At 39.3% G+C, this 24278-nt stretch carries 23 protein-coding genes; all 23 read left to right on the top strand.

The genetic code is table 11. The features are described from left to right. The first annotated feature begins 6 nt into the window (after window positions 1-6). Window positions 7-1056 carry a UDP-N-acetylglucosamine--undecaprenyl-phosphate N-acetylglucosaminephosphotransferase gene (gene wecA / locus DXX94_RS05680; RefSeq protein ID WP_116014449.1) on the top strand — a complete coding sequence of 350 codons (1050 nt, stop codon included), beginning with the start codon at window positions 7-9 and terminating at the stop codon, window positions 1054-1056. A gap of 100 nt (window positions 1057-1156) precedes the next feature. Next, window positions 1157-1549 carry a type II secretion system major pseudopilin GspG gene (gspG, locus tag DXX94_RS05675; protein ID WP_116014447.1) on the top strand — a complete coding sequence of 131 codons (393 nt, stop codon included), beginning with the start codon at window positions 1157-1159 and terminating at the stop codon, window positions 1547-1549. Continuing rightward, window positions 1533-3203, top strand: coding sequence for a GspE/PulE family protein (locus DXX94_RS05670; protein WP_116014445.1), 1671 nt, complete (start codon window positions 1533-1535; stop codon window positions 3201-3203). The genes gspG and DXX94_RS05670 overlap by 17 nt, the downstream gene beginning before the upstream one ends. Further along, complete coding sequence (locus DXX94_RS05665; RefSeq protein WP_116014444.1) at window positions 3203-4408, top strand: type II secretion system F family protein; 1206 nt, start codon at window positions 3203-3205, stop codon at window positions 4406-4408. Before DXX94_RS05670 ends, DXX94_RS05665 begins: the two co-directional genes overlap by 1 nt. Then, a complete protein-coding gene (locus DXX94_RS05660; RefSeq protein WP_309545226.1) occupies window positions 4392-4802 on the top strand; it encodes a type II secretion system protein in 411 nt (136 codons plus the stop codon). Before DXX94_RS05665 ends, DXX94_RS05660 begins: the two co-directional genes overlap by 17 nt. After that, window positions 4786-5205 (top strand): PulJ/GspJ family protein, encoded by a 420-nt coding sequence (locus DXX94_RS05655; protein WP_116014442.1) that lies wholly within the window; start codon window positions 4786-4788, stop codon window positions 5203-5205. The genes DXX94_RS05660 and DXX94_RS05655 overlap by 17 nt, the downstream gene beginning before the upstream one ends. Then, entirely contained in the window at window positions 5199-5867 is a 669-nt protein-coding gene (locus DXX94_RS05650; RefSeq protein WP_116014440.1) for a prepilin-type N-terminal cleavage/methylation domain-containing protein, read from the top strand. The genes DXX94_RS05655 and DXX94_RS05650 overlap by 7 nt, the downstream gene beginning before the upstream one ends. After that, on the top strand, window positions 5854-6729 hold the full coding sequence (locus DXX94_RS05645; RefSeq protein ID WP_181901490.1) for a general secretion pathway protein GspK: 876 nt from the start codon (window positions 5854-5856) through the stop codon (window positions 6727-6729). Before DXX94_RS05650 ends, DXX94_RS05645 begins: the two co-directional genes overlap by 14 nt. 331 nt (window positions 6730-7060) lie before the next feature. Continuing rightward, the gene (locus DXX94_RS05640) at window positions 7061-8170 is read left to right on the top strand and encodes a hypothetical protein (protein WP_116014437.1); all 1110 of its coding nucleotides are present in this window, start codon (window positions 7061-7063) and stop codon (window positions 8168-8170) included. A gap of 1 nt (window position 8171) precedes the next feature. Next, a complete protein-coding gene (locus tag DXX94_RS05635; protein WP_116014436.1) occupies window positions 8172-8744 on the top strand; it encodes a hypothetical protein in 573 nt (190 codons plus the stop codon). Then, window positions 8737-9270, top strand: coding sequence for a hypothetical protein (locus DXX94_RS05630; protein WP_116014434.1), 534 nt, complete (start codon window positions 8737-8739; stop codon window positions 9268-9270). Before DXX94_RS05635 ends, DXX94_RS05630 begins: the two co-directional genes overlap by 8 nt. Before the next feature lie 15 nt (window positions 9271-9285). Continuing rightward, window positions 9286-11355 carry a secretin N-terminal domain-containing protein gene (locus DXX94_RS05625; RefSeq protein WP_116014433.1) on the top strand — a complete coding sequence of 690 codons (2070 nt, stop codon included), beginning with the start codon at window positions 9286-9288 and terminating at the stop codon, window positions 11353-11355. A gap of 378 nt (window positions 11356-11733) precedes the next feature. Further along, window positions 11734-13035, top strand: coding sequence for a hypothetical protein (locus DXX94_RS05620; RefSeq protein WP_116014431.1), 1302 nt, complete (start codon window positions 11734-11736; stop codon window positions 13033-13035). Window positions 13036-13120: 85 nt separating this feature from the next. Continuing rightward, a complete protein-coding gene (locus DXX94_RS05615) occupies window positions 13121-14920 on the top strand; it encodes a tetratricopeptide repeat protein (RefSeq protein WP_116014430.1) in 1800 nt (599 codons plus the stop codon). Further along, window positions 14917-16011, top strand: coding sequence for a DegT/DnrJ/EryC1/StrS family aminotransferase (locus DXX94_RS05610; RefSeq protein WP_116014428.1), 1095 nt, complete (start codon window positions 14917-14919; stop codon window positions 16009-16011). The genes DXX94_RS05615 and DXX94_RS05610 overlap by 4 nt, the downstream gene beginning before the upstream one ends. Further along, window positions 16008-16733 carry a dTDP-4-amino-4,6-dideoxyglucose formyltransferase gene (locus tag DXX94_RS05605; protein ID WP_116014426.1) on the top strand — a complete coding sequence of 242 codons (726 nt, stop codon included), beginning with the start codon at window positions 16008-16010 and terminating at the stop codon, window positions 16731-16733. Before DXX94_RS05610 ends, DXX94_RS05605 begins: the two co-directional genes overlap by 4 nt. Further along, the gene (locus DXX94_RS05600) at window positions 16730-17797 is read left to right on the top strand and encodes a TDP-N-acetylfucosamine:lipid II N-acetylfucosaminyltransferase (protein ID WP_116014425.1); all 1068 of its coding nucleotides are present in this window, start codon (window positions 16730-16732) and stop codon (window positions 17795-17797) included. The genes DXX94_RS05605 and DXX94_RS05600 overlap by 4 nt, the downstream gene beginning before the upstream one ends. Before the next feature lie 69 nt (window positions 17798-17866). Beyond that, window positions 17867-18745 (top strand): glucose-1-phosphate thymidylyltransferase RfbA, encoded by an 879-nt coding sequence (gene rfbA, locus DXX94_RS05595; RefSeq protein ID WP_116014423.1) that lies wholly within the window; start codon window positions 17867-17869, stop codon window positions 18743-18745. Between the two features lie 45 nt (window positions 18746-18790). Then, window positions 18791-19870 carry a dTDP-glucose 4,6-dehydratase gene (gene rfbB, locus DXX94_RS05590; protein WP_116014421.1) on the top strand — a complete coding sequence of 360 codons (1080 nt, stop codon included), beginning with the start codon at window positions 18791-18793 and terminating at the stop codon, window positions 19868-19870. Between the two features lie 208 nt (window positions 19871-20078). Further along, complete coding sequence (locus DXX94_RS05585) at window positions 20079-20777, top strand: glycosyltransferase family 2 protein (RefSeq protein ID WP_181901489.1); 699 nt, start codon at window positions 20079-20081, stop codon at window positions 20775-20777. A gap of 25 nt (window positions 20778-20802) precedes the next feature. Continuing rightward, on the top strand, window positions 20803-21159 hold the full coding sequence (locus tag DXX94_RS05580) for a DUF2304 domain-containing protein (RefSeq protein WP_181901488.1): 357 nt from the start codon (window positions 20803-20805) through the stop codon (window positions 21157-21159). Window positions 21160-21355: 196 nt separating this feature from the next. After that, window positions 21356-22756 carry an oligosaccharide flippase family protein gene (locus DXX94_RS05575; RefSeq protein WP_181901487.1) on the top strand — a complete coding sequence of 467 codons (1401 nt, stop codon included), beginning with the start codon at window positions 21356-21358 and terminating at the stop codon, window positions 22754-22756. Beyond that, window positions 22753-24219, top strand: coding sequence for a hypothetical protein (locus tag DXX94_RS05570; protein WP_116014416.1), 1467 nt, complete (start codon window positions 22753-22755; stop codon window positions 24217-24219). Before DXX94_RS05575 ends, DXX94_RS05570 begins: the two co-directional genes overlap by 4 nt. Window positions 24220-24278: the final 59 nt, after the last annotated feature.

Genomic DNA, 24278 nt, shown 5'->3' with positions numbered 1-24278 from the left:
AAAGATATGTTCGATATTTTTGCTCTTGTAGTGGCATTTTGCTGCTCAATTCTAACGATTAAAGTACTGCTCCCTTTAGCTCCTCATATTGGGCTAATTGATCTGCCTAATGAGCGGAAAAAGCATGATGGTGCGATTCCTTTAATTGGTGGTATTTCAATTTTTACAGGTGTATTGATTGCGTCATCGATGTTTATCGAAAATAGCAACATCATTAATTTATACCTCATATCTTCTGCATTAATCGTCTTTATTGGGACTTTAGACGATATTTATGAACTTAGTGTAGGCTCTCGGATAGTGTTTCAAGGGATTGTTGCTTGCATTCTAGTTTTTGGTGCGGGCTTGTATATTGAAGACTTTGGCGCGCTTTTCGGATCCGTAAATATTACTATTGGCAGCTATGGAATGCTATTTACTATATTAGCTGTTATAGCTGCAATCAATGCCTTCAACATGGTTGATGGTATTGATGGTTTGGCTGGTTCAATGAGTATTATTACAATAGCATCAATAGCGTTATTGATGGCTCTAAATGGTGCTGAATTTAGCATCTTGCTACCAATGCTAATCGTTGTCTCTACAATTCCTTATTTGTTTTACAATGTCAGTACGCGAAATCCCCGTGGTAAAAAAATATTTATGGGGGATGCCGGTAGTATGTATATGGGGCTGACCGTTATCTGGTTGTTAACGTTGTGCTCTCAATCAGGTTTGGAAGACGAAATAACTTTTAGACCAGTCACTGCTTTGTGGTTAATTGCTGTCCCATTGATGGACATGTTGGCAATAATGTATCGTCGTATGCGAAAAGGAGAATCACCTTTTAAAGCTGACAACGGTCACATTCATCACGTTTTTATAGCGAACGGCTATTCCAAACGTCAGGCGCTTGGCATAATTAGCACAATTTCAATAATTTTTGCCGCAACCGGCATACTCTCCGAATATTTTGTTGTATCAGAAGCCATGATGCTACTAGCATTTATTTGTTGCTTTATCTTATATATTAATATCATGAGTAAGTATTGTAATATTTCCAAAAAGTCAGATTAATTGGTATCCAAATTTGGGCAGAGTTTTGTTACATCGTCTTGCTCGACATCTATGATACTAGCTGATACCCTCACTTAGTTTTTACTTTAGAATAGCTTTTATGAAAAAAAATCAAGGTTTTACATTAATAGAGTTGATGATAGTTGTTGTTATCATTGGTTTGCTGGCATCACTGGTTGCACCGGAAATGTTTGGTAAAGTGAGTTCAACTAAGCGCAAAACTGCGGCGACTCAAATGAATATGTTCCAGACATCTTTAGACACTTATCGTTTAGATTTGGGAACCTACCCTAATTCACTAAACGAGCTAGTTAGTTCGGAAAAAACTGGGTGGGATGGCCCCTACTTACCCAAGGCTGTGCCGCTAGATCCATGGGGACACCCTTATCATTATGAGTTGCGTCAAGGAGGTAGCTCTTTTGAACTATTAGCCTATGGTAGTGACGGTCAATTAGGTGGTGAAGGTGAAAGTGAAGATGTCGTACACCAGTGATTATTTGATTGAAGCGATTAAGTCAACAGGTGTATCTCAAACAGATATAGATAAAGCGCTTATTTATCAGTCAAAAAATGGTGGTTCTATTGAAAACCTGTTGGTCAATTTAGGTAGCTTAACAGAGGATGAGTTGCCATCAATCTATTCTAATGCGCTTAAAATTAAGTTGATTGAGGAATTACCTGAGGTTACTCAAGAGGCAGTTGATAAGTTTAAAGCAAAGCTTAATGTCGAGTTTTTAATAGCGAGAAAATGGTTACCAATTTCATTTCACAATGACAAGTACACATTCGTAACTAGTACGCCGTTTGAACGAGAAGTTTTACAATATTTTACAATTGAAAATGTTGAATACGATCTAAATATCACCAGCCCCGAACAAATAGAAAAAGCTTCAGTTGCTTACTCTGCAAAAGACACTTCTCCTGCCGACGAAGAAGTGTTTAGCGTATTGTCAGAATTAGAAGAAGGAAAATTAAGAGAGCTCGCCGCAGAAGCACCTACCGTGAACTTACTCAATTCTTACATTTCGAAAGGGTTGAAAATTGGTGCATCGGATATGCATATCGAGCCTTCAAAAAATCGCTTTCGTGTTCGCTATCGTGTTGACGGTGTTCTCAGTGAAGGTGAATTAGTTCCGGCTAAATATCAACTAGCTGTTGTATCCCGATTGAAAATATTATCAGGTATGGATATTGCGGAAAAAAGGCGTCCTCAAGATGGTAAAATTGAGACAAAAATAGCTAATGTTGAGTTAGACATTAGGGTATCAGTACTACCTCTTAATGACGGCGAAAGTGTAGTGATGCGATTTCTAAAAAAAGATAGCGTCACTTATGATATTGAAGCTGTTGGTCTCTCAGAGGACCTAAAATCACTGATTGTTGAAGATTTAGCGAGTACAGCTGGTGTTATATTAATGACCGGGCCTACAGGCTCAGGTAAAACCACAACTTTATATACCTTTCTAAATCGCTTAAATAATGATGATGTTAAAATTATTACTTTAGAGGATCCTGTAGAGTACCAATTAGATGGTGTTAATCAGGTTCAAATCAATTCGGAAATTGGTTTTGATTTTGAGTCTGGGCTCCGGAGTATTGTTCGGCAAGATCCCGATATTATCATGTTAGGCGAGATTCGTGACAAAGAAACTGCGCGCATAGCAATGCAGTCAGCACTCACAGGTCACTTGGTTTTTTCAACGGTCCATACTAATGATGCACCTAGTGCTTTTACTCGTCTTCTTGATTTGGGCGTTGAAGAGTATCTATTAAATGCGGCGATCATCTCTATTGTCGCACAGCGTTTGGCTCGAAAGCTTTGTAATCACTGCGCAGTGCCTATTGAAGACAATGAGTTGGTTACCAAGTATGGCTTAAGGAAGCTGTTTCCTGAACTTGACATCACATTACGCAAACCAGTCGGTTGCCCAGAGTGCAACCATATGGGCTACAAGGGAAGAACAGCTATTATTGAGTACTTACGTTGTACCGAAGAGCTTAAAGCGCTCAATAAATCTGATGATTTTATAGCAAAAGCGAAAGTATTAAACAAAGAGTCCGGCGGGCGCACCCTTTTAGAGGATGGCCTACTAAAAGTTACAAAAGGCCTAACAACGATTGATGAAGTATTAAGGGTAGCTGGCTAATGCGGTTTTCTTACACGGCTTATGACAATCACGGTTCAAAAGTTTCAGGTGAGATAAGCTCTAAATCAACGACCTTAGCTAAGCAGGAAATAGCCGATAAAGGATTGATCCTAGTAAATATTCAAGCTGTAAAGGAAGAGGCGCAGCGCCTTTCTATTGCGTTTGGTCGTAAGAAAGTTACTTTAAACGAACTTGAATTTATCACTTCTGAATTGGCTATCTTACTTAAAAGCGGTGTGCGAATCGATAGGGGAATAGAGATCCTGCAAAAAGGGGCGTCCTCAACCCATTGTTCACAATTACTCTCGAAGTTGCTTACCGCGGTGCGATCAGGTAAGTCTGTTTCTGAGGCTTTTGCCGAAGCTTCAGATGTTTTTGATAAGCTATATATCAATATGTTAAAACTGGGAGAGGCGTCGGGCGAGTTAGATATTATATTTGCAAGGCTTGCAGCAGATATAAAATTTAAGCGTGAACTTCGTGCCAAAATAATTCAATCGCTAGCCTACCCTCTAGTAATCCTCTTCGTCTCTGTTCTGTGTGTTCTGTTTGTCTTTAATTATATTGTGCCGCAAATGAGTTCGATATTTGATAGAGGGGGAGATCTTCCATCGTATACATTACTGCTATTAAATTTAAGTGATTGGTTTATTAATTATCAATGGCTATTATTTTCCGCACTTGCGTTGATTGCTTTTGCTTTTCAGCATGGGATGAGATCGTCTTCATTTAAAGCTAAGGTCAATCACTACATGCTAAGTGTTCCGCTGCTAGGAAAGCTAGTTCGTTTAACCGAGAGAATTAGATTTAACGCTTCTATGGCTATGATGCTATCAAGTGGTGTCTCTATTGTTGATGCACTCTCTCTGTCAGCAGGCAACCTAAAAAATTCATCTTTGCAATCCCAGTTATTGATTGTTGCAAATAAAGTTAAGCAAGGCGCAAGTCTTTCTTCGACATTACTCGAGTCAGATTTATACAGTGAGTTTGATATCTCACTAGTAGAAGTAGGTGAAGAAAGCGGTGAGTTGACCCCAGTATTTGATGAAATCGCAAACCGTTCAAGAACTGACTTTGAGAGTTGGACTACGACAGTGACATCAATGCTAGAGCCCCTGTTGATTCTAACCATGGGGGCAATAGTTGGTTCGGTGGTGGTGGTTATGCTGATGAGTATTGTATCGACAAATGATGTTGGGCTGTAGACGTTTAAAAAAAAACCGAGGCTTTACTTTGATAGAGCTTATGGTTGTCATGAGTATTGTTGCCATCACATACTCTCTCGTCGGCCCAAACCTGTTTAAAAGCTTTGACCGCACCAATTTTTATGCAGACAAAAAAGATACGATGGAGTTGTTAAAAGCGATAAGCTATAAAGCATTCATCAATAGTCAACCAATTGAAGTTACATTCTCCGATCGTAAGATATCGTACGGTTATAAAAATCAAGGAGAAAGGCTGGAAGTCATTTATGAGCATATAAGATTTCCCAGGCAGCAGCTTGTGTTCTCTTCAGCGGGCTTTCCTGATATTAACGATCTTAAATTGAACTTTCAGGGCAAGACAACCATAGTAAACCTAGATGATTACCTACTCTAAAAAGCGCATTACTGGATTTACTTTGATTGAGGTATTAGTTGCGTCTTTGATAGCCTTTATCAGTTTAAGTATATTCACTTTAATATTTCGCGGTGCAATAATTGCAAACCAAAAAGCAGAAAATGCGATGCAAATTGCATCTATTGCTAGCTTAGTCACAAGCGACATTTCAAACGAATTACTAACTCAATCAAACCAAAATAGCTTATCTGGCCAAGGTGCTCTACTTGGTGGTAGCTACCAATGGCAAGCGACCGTCATAGACGTATACAAGCCGCCAGTCAGGTTTGTTGGTGCTCAAGTCAGCCAAGCAGAACACAGGTTAAAAAAATGGCGCGTCAGATTTGCCGTAACATTTAATGGTATAGATACAAATTATGAGTACGAGGAGCTTTCATGGTAAAGAGTAAAGGCTTCTCACTCGTTGAGCTGCTTGTAGCGCTAACGATTATGAGTTTTACGTTGATCATTATGACGCAGGGATACACGTTTTTTATAGAGCGATGGGGCAAAGAGCTCGGCAATTTTGATGATTCAGCAAAAACCATGAAATCACTATTGCTAACTAGGCGTTTGGTCGAAAGTATATATCCTTTTATTGTGCGCGCAGAAAAAAACGAACCTGTTATCTTTTTTGAAGGAGATAACCAAGGTTTAGTCGCGATAACAACCAAGTCACTATACAGTCAGGAGTTACCAACAATATTTAGACTATCGCTTAAACAACAGGAAGATTTAAGTTACGCTCTTATCTATGAAGAGCAACCCGCAAACAATGCGCAAGCTTTTACCCATATGTCACAACGTAGGAAGTTCAGTAAAACCACAGTGTTGCTAGAAAAATTGGAGTTCCTCGAGTTTAGTTATTTTGGTCACGAAAACATAGACGAAAAAAATAGTGCTAGACCAATGCGATGGTGGACTAGCTTTAATGCCTTAAACAGACGTGTGATGCCGCAACGGTTAAATATAAAGTTTGGCTTACTGGGTGCAGAGCAAAACCTGCAGGTAAAACTAACAGAAATAGATTCTCGGGTATTGGTGCAATTTAGTGAGTCTTTTTAAACAGCAAGGTTTAGCGCTAATTCAGGTGTTATTGTTATCTGCAATCATATCTGTAATTGCTATTCAAATAACAAAAACCGCACGAACCAATGTAAGTGTAGCCTCTGATTTTAAAGATAGGATAAAGGCTGAACTGTTGATGACAAGCGCAGAAAATAAAATACTCGCAGAGCTATTTAGACTAGATGCCCACCAAATTCACGGAAGTGAAATTAATGGCGTAACATGGCGGCTCGGTAAAGCATTTAAGCTTGAAAATGGCACTGAAGTTAAGATACAACCTCTTTCAGGACGCCTTTCATTGCTTACATCTCCTCAAAGTTATTTAAAAAAGTTGTTGGTCGCAAGTGGCGCTTCGCAAGAAGAAGCCGCTTCGCTGTACAGCGCTATAATGGATTGGATTGATGCTGACAGCAGTGTCCGGCAACAGGGGGCTGAAGCTAACTCCTATGAGGGAATAATTGTTCCCAGGAACGGCCCATTGCAGCACATTAGTGAACTTAGATCGATCAAAGGTATGACCCAAGATATCTATGTAGGTGTGTCAGAAAACGTAACCATTTATGCGACTTCTTTCTTTAATCCTGTTTTCGCAACACTGGAACTAAATCAAGTATTGTTCGGGGACGATGTTGCTAATGCGATTGAAAGCGATAAGTTAACGGGTAACGGCTTTACAGAGAGCGATTGGCAGTTGCTTGTTGGTGGGCAGAATTTTAACTATATTGATTTTAACCCAGGGACCTTGCATGAGGTGAATGTCAAGGTTGAAGTAGGTGATGTCACTTTATCAAGAACTATGAAAGTAAAGTCTCAAAATCAAAGTTCAATCACTCCATTTGTAGTGCTTTCCCGGCAATAACACAACGATAATTGCCGTGTTCGTACAAGTAGGTTTACTAATTAGCCAATTGTTTACCGACGTTCACGCCTAATCCCATTGAATCATGTAAATAACTGGCATAGTAATTACGTTACTATACCTAAATTTTCTTGCTACGGTAATATCACTCTGTTTGTGCATGAATTTAAATGCTGTGTTCGATTTTTCGACAAAGCGTGGCGCATAGTGCATTGCTCAGCCGCCATTCAGTTTATTATTTGCAACATATTCAATTTAATCGCCGATTGTATTAACACAACAAACTGTAGATAATGGGCGCTGGCTGTAATTTTTTGAGGGAAGTAGTTTCTTGTCAACTTTGTTAAACCTCTTGGCAAATCGTTGTCGTTTCCATAGTTCGGGTAATTTTAGCTTTAAATATGACGGTAATGGTATAGCACACCAAATTACAGACGAGTCTAAAAGCAAAGCCTTACTAACAATAGTTGGTAAAGAGTATACATTCGAGACTTATAGAGACTTGCCAATCCCATCTCGTAAAGAAGCCTTGTTGGCTGCGAAGCATATGAAAAATATAGCTCCCTTCGCAGGTAGAACATTTCTTACTGCAAGTAATGTTGGAGAAGGTAAAACTAGAGTTCATTTTTTTGTGATTAAAGAAGATGTAGCGCAGAGTATTTGTGAGCATTCATTTACTATAGTGCCAGAAAGCCTGTTACTATTTCTGGCTTTGAGCAAAGACTCCGCAATTACCGGTATTAGAGGGGCGCTAGGTGGTAGAATTACATATGCTGAGCTCACAAAAGACGGCTTTAAATGCGATGTCACTGCTATCAACACAGATGATTCAGTTGCAATTTCATATCCACCAACCTCTATTGAAGCATCGATAAAACAACTGACACAACAAGAGTATTTTAAGCTCTTGTTTAGCCAATTAGCTTCGTTGCCCAGTAGTGTTTATAAACAAATATTTAACGGTGTGTTGTTTGCCAGTTTATGGTCGCCCTCTTTTGTTAAATTGTCATCAATTGCCCTATCAGTATCATTAATTAGCTATATGACCCTGGCAAGTGGTTACCTGGTTTACAAGGAAAGTTCACTGGAAGCGAGAGTGAATGAGCAGCAAAACTCACTAAATGAACTGTTTGAACAGCAACGAAAACTTGAATCACTGAGTGCTCAGCTTACGAGCATTGATAATAACCCTCTGTTTAGTCATTTAAGTGCACCGCTTTGGCTACTGACTACTCAGTTGGTTGAAAAAGGGGCTGACATATTGCTTATCAGTTCGTCAGAAAGTGAAACCACCATACGAATGAAGGCAAAAAAATCTACTGATGTTATTCATTTTTTAGCGAATTCTCCATTACTTACTAACCCGGAAGTAACGTCGCCAGCAGTAAAAACTGGGGGCAAAGAGCTGTTTGCCGTAAAATTTCAGCTGGTAGGAAAATAACATGAGAGAGTTGTTAAACAATAAGCCGTTAATGCTTGGCGTTATTGCATTTCTGGCGGCTATTAAATTTATATTGCTACCTGTTTTGGATTGGCAAGAAGACAAGCTTACATCTATTGGCGTACTTGAAGAGCGGTTGTTAAAAACGGAACGCCTACTCTCTAATGAATCAAAAATGGCTGAAGCTGTGAGCAGCTTGTCAGTAAAAGTTGGTGGGCTAGATGATTTACTATTTACTCAAGGACAAGATGTAGTCCAATTTCAACTTGGGCATCAAGAAGTAATTGAAGGCCTTCTGAGTGAGAACAAGCTTTCAGTCAAACGCACCAGTTGGCTGATGCCGAGTAAAACAGATGAATACGAAGAGCATAAAGTGGAAATCACAGTCTCTGGTAGTTTCAAACAATTGATGACGTCATTGTTGGCCATTGAGGGCTTGAAACCTAAGGTTGCGCTAGCGTCATACACGATGAATATTTCAAGAATGAAAGCAAGCAGTCTTCGGTTAGGAAGAGTATCTGGCAAAATAACATTTGCTGTTTGGCGGAAGCCGGGAGGTCAGACAAGTGAATAGAGCACCTATTGTTTGGGCTGTGTTTGTTGCTATGGTATTGGCATATGCAGACTTTACATCTCGCTTGTCGTTAGACGAGATAGAGCTGTCAGCCAGAGTTGCAGAGTCGGCACCTGACAATGCTCAGGTGAAGTTTATCTCAGAAGAGCAAGTAACTGAAATATCGCTAGAGCTCGCTAAATTTGAAAAGCCAAAACCCAAGGTTAAGCCGAAGATTAACAAGAGCAGTGAGCCGAAAATAACATTAATGTCGCTTGCAGAACAGCAAAAGCAGCAGGGTGTTAAAAAAGCTCTGTTTAGTGGTGAAAACGAATACTCTCTGATGGCAATATACACAGAAAATAAAGAGCCGTTTGCGTTGCTTTCAGAACTTCATTTGCTTTCTGGTAAAGCTAAACCGCTAAAACTTTTAGAAGGTGAAAAATTAGCAAATTACACGCTGCAACAAATCGGAAAAAATCACATTGAACTTGTTGAAGGGGACAGAAAAGTTTCACTTCAATTGTTCTTGAAAAGTCAGTCTTAAACAAAGAATTTAATAATGGTTAATTTTAAAGTTAGTTTAGTTTCAATTTGTCTGATGACCGTCTTGACGGGCTGTGCATCCAATGGAAAAGGCACCACTCAAGAAGTGCATACAGTAGAAAAATCTTTTCTCAAGAACGATGATGAAATTCTCCTAGACAGCGATGCTGTAAGTGAAGGGGCAGAGGGGCGGGTTGCAGAAAAGCAATTTACTTCGCTGTCTGCGATGGAAAGAGGTTTGGTTCAATTTGAATCAAAACAGCTTTCTAGCGCGTTCTCGGATAAGGAAATGGTGAGTGTTAAAGCAAATAAGATGCCTTTAACAGACTTCATTCATTATACCTTTGGGGAGTTGCTAAAGGTGAATTATGTTTTGGCTCCGAGTATTGGCAGAAGCAAGGAGGTTGTTACCTTAAACTTGAATGAGGCTGTCTCCAAACGAGAATTATTCCTACTGACAGAGCAGATATTTGCGCAGCGCAGTATTCAGCTAAAACATGAAAACAGTACCTTTTTGATTAACCAAATTGATCCAAAAAGTAAGTCATCTACGATTGTCAGCATGGGACGAGAAGCCACCTCGGTCGAAAAAGGACGAAACATTCTGCACATTATGCCAGTGCTATACGGCATCAAGACTTCACTTAAAAATACGGTTCAAGACTTGACCGAAGTTAAAGTTAACCTCGATGTTAAACAAAGCGCTTTATTTATTCGCGGCAATTATACCAATGTAGTCAGGGCGGTAGAGCTTGTACAGTTACTGGACTCGCCAGCCAATCGAGGTAGACATGTTGGCTTGGTTAAACTTGTTTATTCGTCACCAGACATATATTTAGCTCAGTTACAGGCACTGCTGGAAACCGAAGGGATTCCGAATAGCATTAATGATCCGCAAAATAATAATTTAGTGTTTGTGCCTCTAATGCAAATTGGCGCTGTGGCAGTATTTTCTGCGACTAAGGAGCTAATGGAGCGCGTCGAGTTTTGGACCAAAACGCTTGATAAACCGCCACAAGGTGATGTTAAGCGCTACTATGTTTACCACCCTAAGTATGCACGCGCTGCTGATATCGGTGAAAGCTTGACACCACTTATCTCAGCTAGAACGCAGGCAATCAAAAATTCTAGCGCCCAATTGGCAGTTAACAAAGCAGATGCTGCGGGAAACACCACTGGAAATTTAAAAAAATCAAAAAGCGTCACAGGTGCTTCAAATGGTGATTTAACATTTGTTGTTGACGAACGTTCTAACGCACTAATTTTCTACACCTCAGGAACAGAATATCGCAACATTATTCCATTGGTAAATCGCTTGGATGTATTACCTAAACAGGTCATGTTAGATATCGTGGTTGCAGAGGTTACGTTAACAGACAATTTTAGATATGGCGTAAAGTGGGCACTACAAAATGGACGTTTTTCCGGTGGAACAATCGGCGATGTGAGTGCTTCTGATGGTGGCTTCAGCTTTTCATTGACCAACGGCGGAAACGACTCCATTACAGCAGCCTTCTCTCAAGGTAATAGTAATATCAAAATCTTGTCTAACCCGAGTATTCTGGTTCGAGATGGTGTTACCGCGAGCCTAGAAGTAGGTGAGCAAATATCAGTAACTGACTCAGTTACGGACGGTTTTGACTCAACCGATAGGCAAACAACGACATCGTCATATAGACAGACGGGTATTAAGGTTTCGGTAACACCAACTATCAATGCTCAAGGTGTCGTGATTATGGATATTAGTGAGTCTATTAGTAATGAAGTTGAGTCAAGTGCATCTAGTGCGACCGGAAACCCTAATATTTTTGAGAGAAATATAGCAACAGCTGTCGTTGCTGAAAGTGGTCAAACGATAATTTTAGGTGGTTTGATAGATGAAAATAAATCAATTATTGACAATAAAGTACCATTGCTGGGCGACATTCCAATTTTGGGTAACTTGTTTAAATCTAAAAATGACTCGTACTCTAAAACAGAGTTAGTGCTACTAGTTACACCAAAAGTGATCTCAAGGAGTGAGCAGTGGGGCGGGATTATGTCGTCTTTTAAACAGTCACTTAGCGGTTTAGATGTTGTTGAATAGTAGGTTTTTTGCTGTTTTACGTGCAAATATAGCTGCTGTTTTTAACACGATAATGCAGTGATAGCTTTTATTGTAAGATACGACCTTGTAACGTTTTTGCAATAAAATTAAATTACGATACTAAAGTATTTTTTATCAAATTGTAGAGAAGAAATAACCTAAGTGTAAATTTCAATCAATATCTTATTTTTATTAACAAAGTTTGATAGGGGTTGTTGACTTTTAGGCTTTTAAGGTTGTACATTGGCGATATTCGTTAATAAGTGTTCATTATGGACGCTGCCTAGCGAACAAATGAAGTACCGAAAGGTAAAAAGATAAAGAACACAAACAAATGATTTGGATAGTGTTCAATTTCATGAAATTGGAGAAATATAAATGTTTAAAAAGACGCTTATTGCTGCTGCTGTGGCCACAACTGCATCATTTGGCGCTGCTGCATCAACGGTATCTGTTACTGCAGATCAAGCTGTTGGTGTTGAGTACGCTCAAGGCATCAAAGTAATCGAAGCTCAAGACATCACTGTTGCATTAGGCCGTGACTACGCTGCTGGTGATATCATCACAGTAACAGTATCAGGCGCTACTATCGTGACTGAAGACGAAGACGAAGATGATATCGTTCTTGACGATCCTAACGGTAAGTTAGAGTTCTTAGGCTACAAAGATAACGCAGTTCGTTACTTAGTGACTGAAGCTATCGAAGAAGCTGACGCTGAAGCAACTTTCGTTGTAGAAGGTTTGATGTTAAACATCGCAAGTGCTGCTGCTAAAGGTGCTGTAAAAGTTTCTGCTGCAGGTCGTGTAGATACAGTTGACGGTGCAATCGATGTTGACGCATCTAAATCAGTAACTGCATACAACTTCGTAACTGAGTTATCTTCAGAAGTTACGACTAAATTTGACGGTGTTATCGATGTAAACGAACAGCGTTTAGAATTTACAGAAAATGGTACTGCAGATACCTTAACTATCACTAACACTGTTGCTGCTACAGATCTTGGTGTAACTACTGGTGACGCTACTTACACTGTATACGGTGACTTCTCATTCTTAGACGCTGACGGTGACGGCGAATTAGGTGGTGATGACGATGGTACTGTTACTATCGACGGTGAAGACGCTAAAGTAGCAGATGACTTCTTATCTGTTTCATTAGAAACTGACTTTGCTCCTACTACAGCTGGTTCAGCAACAGTAGACGTAGTAGTTACTGGCCCAGAAGACGTAGTAATCCCTGATCAATCATTCATGGCTTCTACAACAGTAGACTACACTGTATCATCAGCTGCTGATGCAGATGAGTTCACAGCAACTACTTTAGATAAAGCTGCTGCTGGTTCATGGACACTTAACGGTGCAAAAGCACACGTTGCACTAATGTACGTTGGTCCAAACTACGCTCAAGCAGTAACTGTATCTAACACTTCTACTCAAACTGGTGGTGTTGACGTAACAGTATACGTTGGCGGTGACGCAGTTACTTTCGAAGGTGTTGCTACAGCTCAAGCTGAAGGTGTAACAGACATTTCTGTTGCTGTTCGCAAAGCAATTGCTGACGCTGGTATTACTGATGGTGTAGTATCATTCGACGTAGTAGTGAACACTCCTTCTGCTTCTACAGAAATCAAAGCACTATACTTCACTAAGTCTGACGCAGATCGCGTACTTACTAAGTAATAGTTATAGTACTTTATAAAAAGCGAGCTTAGGCTCGCTTTTTTTTTGAATAAATTGTCGATAAACACTCGTTAAAGGATGACAGTTGAAGCGCTCGCTACTTATCATTTCTGCTCTATTGCTAATCGTTATTGTCTATTTTCCTGGATTATCTGCTGATTTTTATTTAGATGACTTTAGTTCTATTGTAAACAACAGCACCATTAAGCCACCTGTTGATTGGAGAGTCATTGCCGAAACTTATTCTCTTCGGACTATCCCATATATACTGTTTGCTATTCAATATGAGAACTTTTTGGATAATACGTTTGGCTATCACTTAATAAGCCTGATTATTCATTGTGCCAATGCGCTACTGATTTTCTTTGTCCTGTCGCTAACGCTGCGTATTTCACAGCAAAAGGAAGTAGTGTTATCGACGCAACCACTTAACGAATCGCCCAGCCTGATTAAAACGCAAATAGCATCATCGGCAGCAGCTTTAGCAAGTCTCATCTACGCCATTCATCCACAAAACTCCCAAGCTGTTATTTATATTGTGCAACAAATTGCGTTACTTGCTGCCTTCTTTAGCTTTGTTAGCATCTATGCTTTTTTAAAACTGAGAACTTCATACCGTAAAAAACACTACGTGTTGTGGGGAAGCGCTTTGTTACTCAGTTTCATCTGCGCGATGTTGAGTAAGCAAAATACGGTTGTTCTGCCAATTATTTGGCTAATGCTTGAGTATTTCGTTATAAAACGCAGAGCAATTGAACTTACTAGGGTAAGTTTACTGTTAGGCTTCACACTAGTGATTGCGATTAGTGCTTATTTAGGTGGGATTGATGAGTTCATCGCTGTTATCGATAAATTCACGCGTGAAAATCAAGAGTTATCAAGATACGAGTATGTATTGACGCAGTTAGAGGTTTTGGCACACTACATAAGTCAGTTCTACATTCTGCATGATTTCAGACTTGAATACGATACAGCTATTGCAGTTGAGTTTGGCAATAAACAAATTCTATTCTTATTGCTTCATAGTTTTTTTATCGTATTAGCTTTTTTGTTGGTTAAGCGCAAGCCTATATTGAGTTTAGCTGTCCTAAGTTTTTATGTGCTACATCTTGTTGAGAGCTCATTCATTCCCATCCGCGATGTAGCCTTTGAGCATAGAACATATTTGCCTAACTTTGCACACGCACTCTTGATCTCTTCAATTGCCTATGAGCTGTTAGTAAAGACTAAATTACGAGCCAGCGTTTTAGCGGTTGCCAGTATTGTCGTTATCTTCTTGAGTCTGCTGACTAATGAAAGGGCTAAGCTTTGGTCTGATAAATTCGCTTTTTATGAGTATGAAATCTCTATTTCTAAGAGAAATCCTCGCTTATATATGAGCATGGGTCAAATGTATATCGACAATAACCAATGTCACTTAGCTGTGAGTTATTTTGATCATGCTATAAAACTATATGATATGGCACACGAGTCCAATTTAGGCAAGCAACCTGAGTTGTTCCAAAGTTACGCAAAGTGTTTATTTTCATTAGGCTTACGTCAGAATGCATTCAGTTTGCTTAATAAACTTGAACAAGAAGCGCTAAACCCTACGCAAAAAGCTATGGTGCTTGGTCAAAAAGCCAAAATGTTGATGGAGTTAAAAAGACATAAACACGCTAAACAGTTGCTTGTTAAAGCTTATCAACTTGATGATAAAAACATTTATATTCTGGTAAATTTGGCAATTTGTGAGGCAGTACTTAAGAATTTTAAAGCAGCGAAATTTTTGCTAGAATCCGCGCTCGTTATTAATCCAGAACACGAGATGGCTATCGATTTACTAAAGAAAGTGAGTCGTGTAATTCAGCGCTCGGTAAATCGCAAGGAAGAAGCTCGTCAATGATTCCTATTGTAAAACCATTTCTACCAGAATTATCTTTGTATAATGCGCAGGTAGGGCAGATTTTCGATCGCAACTATCTCACCAATAACGGCCCTGTATTAAGGGAGCTAGAGGCTAAGCTTGCCGAATATTTTGGCGTTCCACATTTATTGTTAGTGGCGAATGGGACTATCGCTATTCAAATCGCACTGATGGCTTTAGAGATTAAAGGGAAAGTGATAACTACGCCTTTTTCTTTTGCTGCCACCAGCAGTACTTTGGCTGCAATGGGTCTAACACCAGAATTTGCTGACATCGACGCGCAATCACTCAACATAGATCCCAAAACTATTTCCGAAGCTCAATTGGCACATTCGTCTGCAATTTTACCCGTGCATGTATATGGTAATGCATGTGATGTTGACGAACTTGCTTCTTTAGCAAAACAGCATGATTTAAAAATTATTTATGATGCAGCTCATACCTTTGGTGCAAAATACAAAGGTAAAGCACTGCTGTCATACGGTGATGCCGCGACAATAAGCCTTCACGCAACAAAAATCTTTCATACTGTTGAAGGTGGTGCTATTGCATTTAAGCATAAACAGGATTATGAAAAAGCAAAGCAACTTATTAATTTTGGTTTCGATAGTAACAATATGCCCAATCTAGTCGGCATCAATGCCAAGATGAGTGAACTGCATGCCGCAATGGGGCTATGCCTTTTTGAATATATTGATAACATAACATCGCACAGAGCAGAACTATTTCAGCGCTACCAAGAGAAACTAGATAGTCTTGTATACATGCAAGAGTATGCGGAGACGTGTCGTCCAAACGGTGCTTATGCCCCCATTATATTAGCTAACGAAGCAGAGTTAGAAGGGGTACAAGAACATCTCGCAGGGTTAGCGATTCAAACTAGGCGTTACTTCTATCCGAGTTTAAGTTTAATGGAGTGCTATAAAGGTGCTGGTGACACCCCTATTGCTAATGATATTTGTAGTCGAGTCCTTTGCTTACCTATGTATTATGAATTGAGTTTCGAGCAAGTAGATTTTATATGCGCTAGTGTTTCAAAATTTCTTACTTATTATCGAGGCCGTAAATGAACATTCTTGTAGTTTCGGACAATGTATTGTTGGTGAGTGAGTTTATCAGGGTTACAAAGATAGATTGCTTTGCGCCTTTTAACTTTTTTTATAAATACAGCTCGATTAACAAGACGCCTGCCTCTTTAATATCTCTTGGCATGACAGCAATTAACGTTAAAACATCAGTAAAGGAAATTTTGGCTAACTATGATTTAGTAATATCAGCCCATTGCAAGCAAATATTCCCAAAAGACCTAGTCTCTGGGATTAGATGTATCAATATTCATCCTGGTTTAAATCCACATAATAGAGGGTGGTTTCCTCAGGTGTTTTCGATTATTAATGGCAAGCCAGCTGGTGCGACTGTTCACATAATGGATGAAGAGATCGATCACGGTGATATTATTGTTCAGAGTATTGTAGATTTATGTGAGTATGATACTTCACAAACAGCCTATGATAAGGTTCAGCAGGCTGAGATAGCGCTTATTGAAAAGCACCTTTTAAGTTGGATTAATGAAGACTATATTGGCACCAAACCAGCTGAAGAAGGCAATTATAACGGTATTCAAGACTTTAAAGCTCTTTGTGAGTTAGATTTGAACCAAAAAGGAACTTTGCAAGAACATTTAAACTTGCTAAGAGCCTTGACTCACGGCGATTATGCAAATGCCCATTATATCAATGATGAAGGTGAAAAGGTCTTTGTAAAAATTGAACTTGCCAAGGAAGTAAAGTGATAGTTCATATTTTTGCTGACACGCCGCATCACTATGTGTCTATGGCTAAATATTTTAGAAGCCTAATAGATAAAAATGAAGAGCAAGCATTTTGGGCATTAGCTGTTCCAAAACAATCACCGTCTACAGGTTTCAATTATTACTCTAATGCCAAAGACTTAAAGCGAAAACTTGATGAGCTACCAAAAGGTACTCGGCTTATTGTTCATGGTAATTTCGACCCCAAAGTTTGGCGGATGTTGCTAATTCACCCGTTGACTTCTAATGCTAGCTGCGTATTTTGGGGCGCAGATTTATACCGTTACCAAACTAAAAAACTAACGCTAAAACAGCGTATTGTTAAGCTGGCTCACACACTTTTATGCGCTCGTTACAAATCTGTTGTTTGTCTAAATAGCGGTGACGCAAATTTAGTTAAGAAATACCTAAAACGCGGTGATGCACTTGTGATTCCATATCCGCTTGAGCAAACCTATTTAGATGATTTAACTAGCGTAAGTGTGGCGAGCGTTAATGATAAGTACAAACCAATGACAATATTAGTTGGTAACTCTGCCGCTGCTTCAAACAATCATATCGAAATGTTTAATCAGATAAAGCATTTAGCAAGGGAAAATATAAGAGTTATTTGTACGTTAAATTACGCGGGCAGAGCAGACTATATTGAAGAGGTCATTCATCAAGGCAAAGCTATCTTTGGCGATAAGTTTTACGCCTATCAGGAAATGTTAACTAAGCAAGAACATGCCAAGCTGCTGGCCGAAGTTGATGTTTGTATTTTCGGACATGATAGACAGCAAGGCTTGTTCGTCGCATATGCGATGTTTGCATTGAATAAGCCAGTGTTTATGAAATCGAATGTCTCCAGTTATAGACACCTTAGTGAAATTGGCTTTACTGTAGGGAAGTCTGAACAGCTGAATGCGATAAACTTGTCACAACTAATTGAATGGGTAAAAACAGGGCATGGCAATGCCAATATTTTACAGAAGACATTGACTGAAGCTGCATTAGCCCCTCAATGGCAAAGATTGCTCGATTACGAGAGGGTGCCAAAAGTTTAAACCTTATATTGTTTGATTATACAAAGGTCACAAAGGCGCTAATTATCGCCAGATTATAGAGAAAATAGAATGTTAGAGAGAAAAGGCATTATTTTAGCAGGCGGAACCGGCACTCGCCTGTACCCGCTAACCCAAGAAGTCAGCAAGCAGTTGATGCCTGTCTATGATAAGCCTATGATCTATTACCCGTTAGCAACCTTGATGCAAGCGGGAATTAGAGAGATTTTATTGATTGCAACGCCAGAAGAAGTTGAACGATTCGAACGCTTATTAGGAAATGGTGAGCGATTTGGGGTTTCTATTGAATATGCCGTGCAACCAAAACCAGAAGGATTAGCGCAAGCATTTGTTATCGCGGAGAGCTTTTTAGCAGGTAGTAGTGCAGCTTTGATATTGGGGGATAATTTATTTTATGGCCAAGATTTACCAGCATTGCTTTCGAAAGCTAGTCAACGTCATGATCACTCAACCATTTTTGGCTATCATGTGGCTAATCCGAGCGCCTACGGAGTGGTTGAATTTGGTGAAGATAGTAAAGTCTTGTCGATAGAAGAGAAGCCCGAAAAACCTAAATCTAATTACGCGGTTCCAGGCATTTATTTTTTTGATAATCATGTCGTTGATGTGGCAAAAAATGTAAAGCCTTCTAAACGTGGTGAGCTTGAAATAACTGACGTGATTGAATACTACCTCAAAGAGAAAAAATTAGACGTTATGATCATGGGGCGTGGTACTGCATGGCTAGACACCGGGACACATGACGACTTATTAGCGGCTGCGCAATTTATTGCTACTGTGGAGAAACGACAAGGCTTAAAGATTAATTGCCCTGAGGAAGTTGCGTACCGTAATGGCTGGATAGATTCCAACTTGTTAAAGGCTATTGCTGAACCATTGAAGAAAAGTGGATACGGTGAATACCTGCTTAGTTTGATTGCCGAAAAATAAATATGCCGCATTGGCTGCAGTTACTATGAGATGTTGTAAAAAGAAATGAAAAATAGAAATTTGTTAGTCACCGGTGGTGCAGGCTTTATCGGTGCCAATTTCGTCCATTATTGGCTGGCAAATCATCCTGAAGATAAGGTTATTGTGTTAGATGCGCTTACTTACGCTGGAAATCAAGAGAACTTAACGAGTTTGGAAAGCAATGCTAATTATTTATTTGTCCACGGTGATATCTGTAACACTGCATTAGTCGAGAAATTATTAGCAGAGCAGTCTATCAATACGATAGTTCATTTTGCGGCAGAATCTCATGTAGACCGTTCAATTACAGGGCCTGATGCGTTTATAGAAACCAACATTATTGGCACCTATAGTTTGTTGAAGGCGGCTAAAAAAATCTGGTTGGATCAACCTCATAAGGAAGGACGCTCACCTGTTGAACATAGGTTTCACCACGTCTCTACTGATGAAGTTTATGGATCTTTAGGGGCAAAAGAACCAGCATTTACAGAGGAAACAGCATATGCACCGAATTCTCCTTATTCAGCAAGTAAGGCCGCTAGTGACCATCTTGTTCGGGCATACCATCACACCTATGGTTTAAATGTAACAACATCTAATTGCTCTAATAATTATGGTCCTTACCATTTTCCTGAAAAACTTATTCCACTCATCATTACCAACATTTTAAAGGATAAGCCACTACCTGTTTATGGAGATGGTTTACAAATAAGAGACTGGTTGTATGTTGAAGATCACGCACGAGGTATTGAGCTGGTGCTGTCAAAAGGTCGGGTTGGCGAAAATTATAATATTGGTGGGCACAATGAGTGGGCCAATATTGATATTGTTAAAGTCGTTTGTAAACTCATGGATGAGGCTTTTGCCAATAACCCTAAGTTAGCTTCACAGTTCGCGACGGCTAGCTCGGCAATGCAAGGCAAGTCTGAATATCTAATTACTTATGTAGAAGATAGAGCAGGTCATGATCGCCGTTATGCGATAGATGCTACTAAGACTAACCATGAATTGGGATATACTCCTCATGAGTCGTTTGAAACTGGCATTAGAAAGACTGTTAATTGGTATTTGAATAATCAAACGTGGTGGGAAAAGCTTTGCTAGTTTAATAGCCCATTTAGCATGTCATATACTTAAAATTAGTATACTTATAGTCTCAATGTGCGATTAAATATAACTAACAATAGAGTTAAGCCAACTCCGTAAGTTGTATTTAATCCTCCAATGTTTTTATGATAATCAGACTCAGTGTCTCGAAGTTTTCCTTGGACATCGATATACTATCCCGTCTTTTTTATTTTTAGGCGTCAAATTGAAAGTTTACATTGTCATCCCTGCAATGAACGAAGAAACCTCAATAGGTAGAGTTATTTCTTCATTGGTTGAAAAAAACTATAACGTCATTGTTGTCGATGACTTTAGCACAGATAAAACAGCCGGTATTGCAAGGACTTGCGGGGCGACAGTGCTTTGTAACATTAAAAATTTAGGAGCGTGGCGGTCAACGCAAGCTGGTATTAGATACGCTCATAAGCTTGATGCTGATGTTGTGATTACAATGGATGCAGATGGCCAACATAATGATACTGACTTGCAAACCATGATTGATGCTTACGCGAAAGGTGCAGACGTAGTGATTGGAAGTTGTACGTCTAGAGGGAGCGCTGGTCGTCATGTCGCCTGGCGATTGTTTAAACTGCTTAATGGTTTGAAAGTAAATGATATTACCTCTGGTTTTAGATTGTATAACCGAGAGGCCATACATGTTTTAGTGTCAAGGCAGGCAACCATGCTAGAATATCAATGCGTTGGTATTTTGCTGATGCTTCGCAATTTACGATTGAAAATCGTCGAAGTGCCAGTAAAGATGCATGAAAGGACTGATGGAATCTCCCGTATATTTTATTCTTGGGGCAGTGTATTTTACTACCTTGCCTATAGCGGTTTACTCTCCGTATCTAAGGCATTTCCCGTGAAAAAATACGCTTATTTAAATAAAATTAAGCATTAGGTTTATAGGTTATTAGGTCAAAATTTTGTTATCTCCTCAACTAGTTAGCTCATTAATCGGTGTTGCGATTGCTGCTATTATTTTCTTTTTAGTAAGACGTGATCATTTGCAGCCGAAACAAGCATTTCGGTGGTTTTTCGTCGCTTTGGCCGTTGCTCTACTAGGTTTTTATCCAAGTGTTATTGACAGAGTTGGTATTTTCTTAGGTATAGCTTACCCTCCCGTGATTCCTTTAATTCTTGGTTTAGGAGCTGCGCTCGTAAAAATATTATTGATGGACATTGAGCGAAATAATATGAACGTTACCATTGATAGGACTGTGCAAAAACTGGCTATATTAGAAACTGAGATTGAGCAGTTAAAGAAAAAGTCTTCTAATTAAGTAAATAACAACCTAACTGTTTCTGCAAAATGGAGGCCTGATTAATCTGAATGCCCTCATTTGACAGTTCGTAACTTATTTACAATGGTCACTGATGTCAGTCGTTATCATTTGATGTCATACCTTAGTCCCAAAACAGTGACTAGTTGCATATTGAGCTGTTAAAAACAAGTATTTTTAGGAATTGGAAGTAGCTGTGAGCTTGAAGAAAAATATTTCATGGAGTGCATTAACATCTATCGGTAGTGCCACCCTAGATATTTTAAAGATTGCAATTTTAGCCAGATTTTTAGTCGCTGAAGACTTCGGTGTTTTTGCTATTGCTTTAGTCGTACTTGGATTCTCACAGTTGTTTTCGGAAGGCGGGATTGGCAATGCTATTATTAGCCAGAAAGATATTACAACCCGCCAAGTCAGTATTTTATTCAATTATGTCAATTTAATTTCCGTTATTGTACTAGGCATTGCTAGCCTGCTTGCGCCGGTAATTGCCGGCTTTTATGAATTGCCAGCATTAGCCCATATTATCCCGTTACTACTTATTAGTTTACCTTTTGCGGCATCTTCTAGAGTCTTTGTTGCACTGCTACAAAAACAACTAGCGTTGAAGCCTATAGCAATTATTACCATATCTTCAAAACTCATTGGCCTTTTAAGTGGAATAGTTGCTGCACTATACGAACAAGGTGTTTGGTCGCTAGTCTATGCAATGCTTGCCATGCATGTGTCAGCGCTCATGATAGCTTTTTATTACGTTAGAGAAACTTTTAACTTTGAAGCTAGCTTCTCATGGCGAGAGATTAAGTCGGTGCTTAACTTTTCCCTGTATCAACTTGGCGAATTTAATATCAACTTCTTTGCGAGAAATTTAGATATTTTACTGATCACTAAATTCGTTGGTGCTGAAATTGCGGGTCAGTATTCAATCATTAAAAATCTCTTTTCTCGGTTTGGTGATGTCGTGGTGAGCACCTTTACCAGAGTCTTTCACCCTAAGCTTGCCAATAGCACGCAGCGTGAAGAACTCGTTGGTCAATACCAGCAGTTTAATGTGTTCGTAGTCACTGTTGTATTTATAGGTTTCCTAGGTTTAGCGATTAATCATGAGTTGTTTATAAATTTGTTGCTAGGTGAGGGCTACAACACTTTGTTTACCCTAGTGCCAATTATGTGTTTATGGATGGCGTTGCGATATTCGACAGCACCCGTATCAACATTATGGATGGTTCGATTGAAGCCCCACTATGGTCTCTATTGGAATATTGGCTTGTTATTTCTAGTATCTAGCGTTATCTATCTCACGTCTGATAGGCATATTGAAGGAATTGTAACTGGCTTAGCAATATTACAGGCATTCATATTGTTGTTTGCTTGGTGCTTAGCCTACCAATTATTAGAAAAGCAAAAACAATTTGTCAGCTTATTAATAACAAGGTTACTCCCTATCGTAATATATACATCGATTGTGGGGTATTTCTTTACATCACTATTTAATGCCGATAGCAATGAGTTTGTACTGGTCTTATATACTGCTTGTAGTACCTTGCCAGTCTTAACATTCATTTATAAGTTTGAAGTGTCAAAAACCGCAAAATGAAACTCACTATTTTAGGCTCTTGCACGGTTGTCGCATGGCCAAAAGACATAACAGCATTTTTTAAAAATGGGCACGCAATAGACCCAAGAAACGGTAGTCAGATGGAAATGGATGCTTTATCTATCTATCATTTTGCGAACTTTTCCAATGACGATAAATTAAAGACTTTATGTGTTGAAGGAGTGCATAACAATCTTGCGGGAAATAGTTTCTGGCGCCACGGTGTTTGGGGGCATGAAGAAGTCCATCTAAGGTTTACGAGCTCTGCGTTGAGGTTACTCTTGCTAGAGCAGCAGAACTATTCACAGAGCGATGGTAGTCAAAAAAGTGCTACTTTGATAGCTAGTACTAAGCGAGCTAGATACCAGAAAACTGCTAAACAGCAAGTGATAGAATTACTAACTAAGCATTGTGATTTTCATGAGCGAATTGGGTCAGGTGTTTGGTTTTATCACGATAGTATCGAGTCCGGTGAATTACCTTTTTACCCTCAGTGGCACGGAGATGACTTTTTAAATGCAAGTGCAAGTAATAAGCTTATTCTCAATACCCAGCTAGATACGCTTACTACATTATTGATAGCCAATAAAACGCTAGAATTGCCAACGCCATTGTCAGCAATGATCGATGATGGCTTGGATGCACTTGAAGCTTATTGGCAAGCGTCAATTAATGAAAAGGGCTGGTTTAATGTGCTTGATTCAATGATGACAGCTATCTATAGCGTATTTCTGGGGCGAAAAGGGAGAATTACCAAAAAGCTTCAACTGGTAATAAAACAGTTTTATTACAATAAATTTAGGCTGAAAGTTAAACAATGCAAGCCGATTAGAAGCTTTAAGTCAGGCTTTCAAGAAAGAGATATTCGATTAACAGGCGGGGCATTGGAGTACCACGTCGTTAATATTTGGGATATGTGTAAACTCTTACTTTGGCTTAAGGTTAATAATGTCCAAAGACCAACCCTTGAAACAAACCTATTAGCTGAAATTAGAAGCGGTCTAGCTTATTTACATCGCTCAACATTTTACAAAAGTTTTATGAAAAGGGTGGGGCAAACCAATGGCTTTTGCAATGAAGCGCTAGAGTCAATAATTCTCGCCTTATATTTGGGAATACGTGAGCAGTGGCTAGTTTCCCTCTACATTGAAATTTGTTCCTATTCTCCGCCATCCGCAGGGGTGTTGGGCATCGACCCCATCGTGACAGGAAGAATTAGCGATACTTTTACAGATGATATTGCTGGAAACAAATCGATTGATAGCATACATAAAAGCTATTTAGCGGGTATTAGTGAGGTGTCTATGTTTGATGGCACAAAAATACTGATTAATACCAATAAGGAGGCGTTTATGTATGAATTTGATGATACCTCCCTTGTCTGGTCGAATAGAAATCAAAAAGATAAGAGAATGGCGCCGAGTAGCGTTATGATTTTGCAAGGCTCAAAAGAGTCTTCATAAAGGTAAAGCCAAGTAGAGTGTTTTACTAATCGATAATTCACATTGCTTCGTGAGTCACT

Source organism: Thalassotalea euphylliae (assembly GCF_003390375.1).
GTDB lineage: Bacteria > Pseudomonadota > Gammaproteobacteria > Enterobacterales > Alteromonadaceae > Thalassotalea_F > Thalassotalea_F euphylliae_A.
This window is presented reverse-complemented; position numbering and strand designations above follow the sequence as displayed.

What these genes read in the sequence shown, in the direction of transcription:
- wecA (WP_116014449.1), top strand. Translation starts at nt 7, where the DNA reads ATGTTCGATATTTTTGCTCTTGTAGTGGCATTTTGCTGCTCAATTCTA.
- gspG (WP_116014447.1), top strand. Translation starts at nt 1,157, where the DNA reads ATGAAAAAAAATCAAGGTTTTACATTAATAGAGTTGATGATAGTTGTT.
- DXX94_RS05670 (WP_116014445.1), top strand. Translation starts at nt 1,533, where the DNA reads ATGTCGTACACCAGTGATTATTTGATTGAAGCGATTAAGTCAACAGGT.
- DXX94_RS05665 (WP_116014444.1), top strand. Translation starts at nt 3,203, where the DNA reads ATGCGGTTTTCTTACACGGCTTATGACAATCACGGTTCAAAAGTTTCA.
- DXX94_RS05660 (WP_309545226.1), top strand. Translation starts at nt 4,392, where the DNA reads ATGATGTTGGGCTGTAGACGTTTAAAAAAAAACCGAGGCTTTACTTTG.
- DXX94_RS05655 (WP_116014442.1), top strand. Translation starts at nt 4,786, where the DNA reads ATGATTACCTACTCTAAAAAGCGCATTACTGGATTTACTTTGATTGAG.
- DXX94_RS05650 (WP_116014440.1), top strand. Translation starts at nt 5,199, where the DNA reads ATGGTAAAGAGTAAAGGCTTCTCACTCGTTGAGCTGCTTGTAGCGCTA.
- DXX94_RS05635 (WP_116014436.1), top strand. Translation starts at nt 8,172, where the DNA reads ATGAGAGAGTTGTTAAACAATAAGCCGTTAATGCTTGGCGTTATTGCA.
- DXX94_RS05625 (WP_116014433.1), top strand. Translation starts at nt 9,286, where the DNA reads ATGGTTAATTTTAAAGTTAGTTTAGTTTCAATTTGTCTGATGACCGTC.
- DXX94_RS05620 (WP_116014431.1), top strand. Translation starts at nt 11,734, where the DNA reads ATGTTTAAAAAGACGCTTATTGCTGCTGCTGTGGCCACAACTGCATCA.
- DXX94_RS05610 (WP_116014428.1), top strand. Translation starts at nt 14,917, where the DNA reads ATGATTCCTATTGTAAAACCATTTCTACCAGAATTATCTTTGTATAAT.
- DXX94_RS05605 (WP_116014426.1), top strand. Translation starts at nt 16,008, where the DNA reads ATGAACATTCTTGTAGTTTCGGACAATGTATTGTTGGTGAGTGAGTTT.
- rfbA (WP_116014423.1), top strand. Translation starts at nt 17,867, where the DNA reads ATGTTAGAGAGAAAAGGCATTATTTTAGCAGGCGGAACCGGCACTCGC.
- rfbB (WP_116014421.1), top strand. Translation starts at nt 18,791, where the DNA reads ATGAAAAATAGAAATTTGTTAGTCACCGGTGGTGCAGGCTTTATCGGT.
- DXX94_RS05570 (WP_116014416.1), top strand. Translation starts at nt 22,753, where the DNA reads ATGAAACTCACTATTTTAGGCTCTTGCACGGTTGTCGCATGGCCAAAA.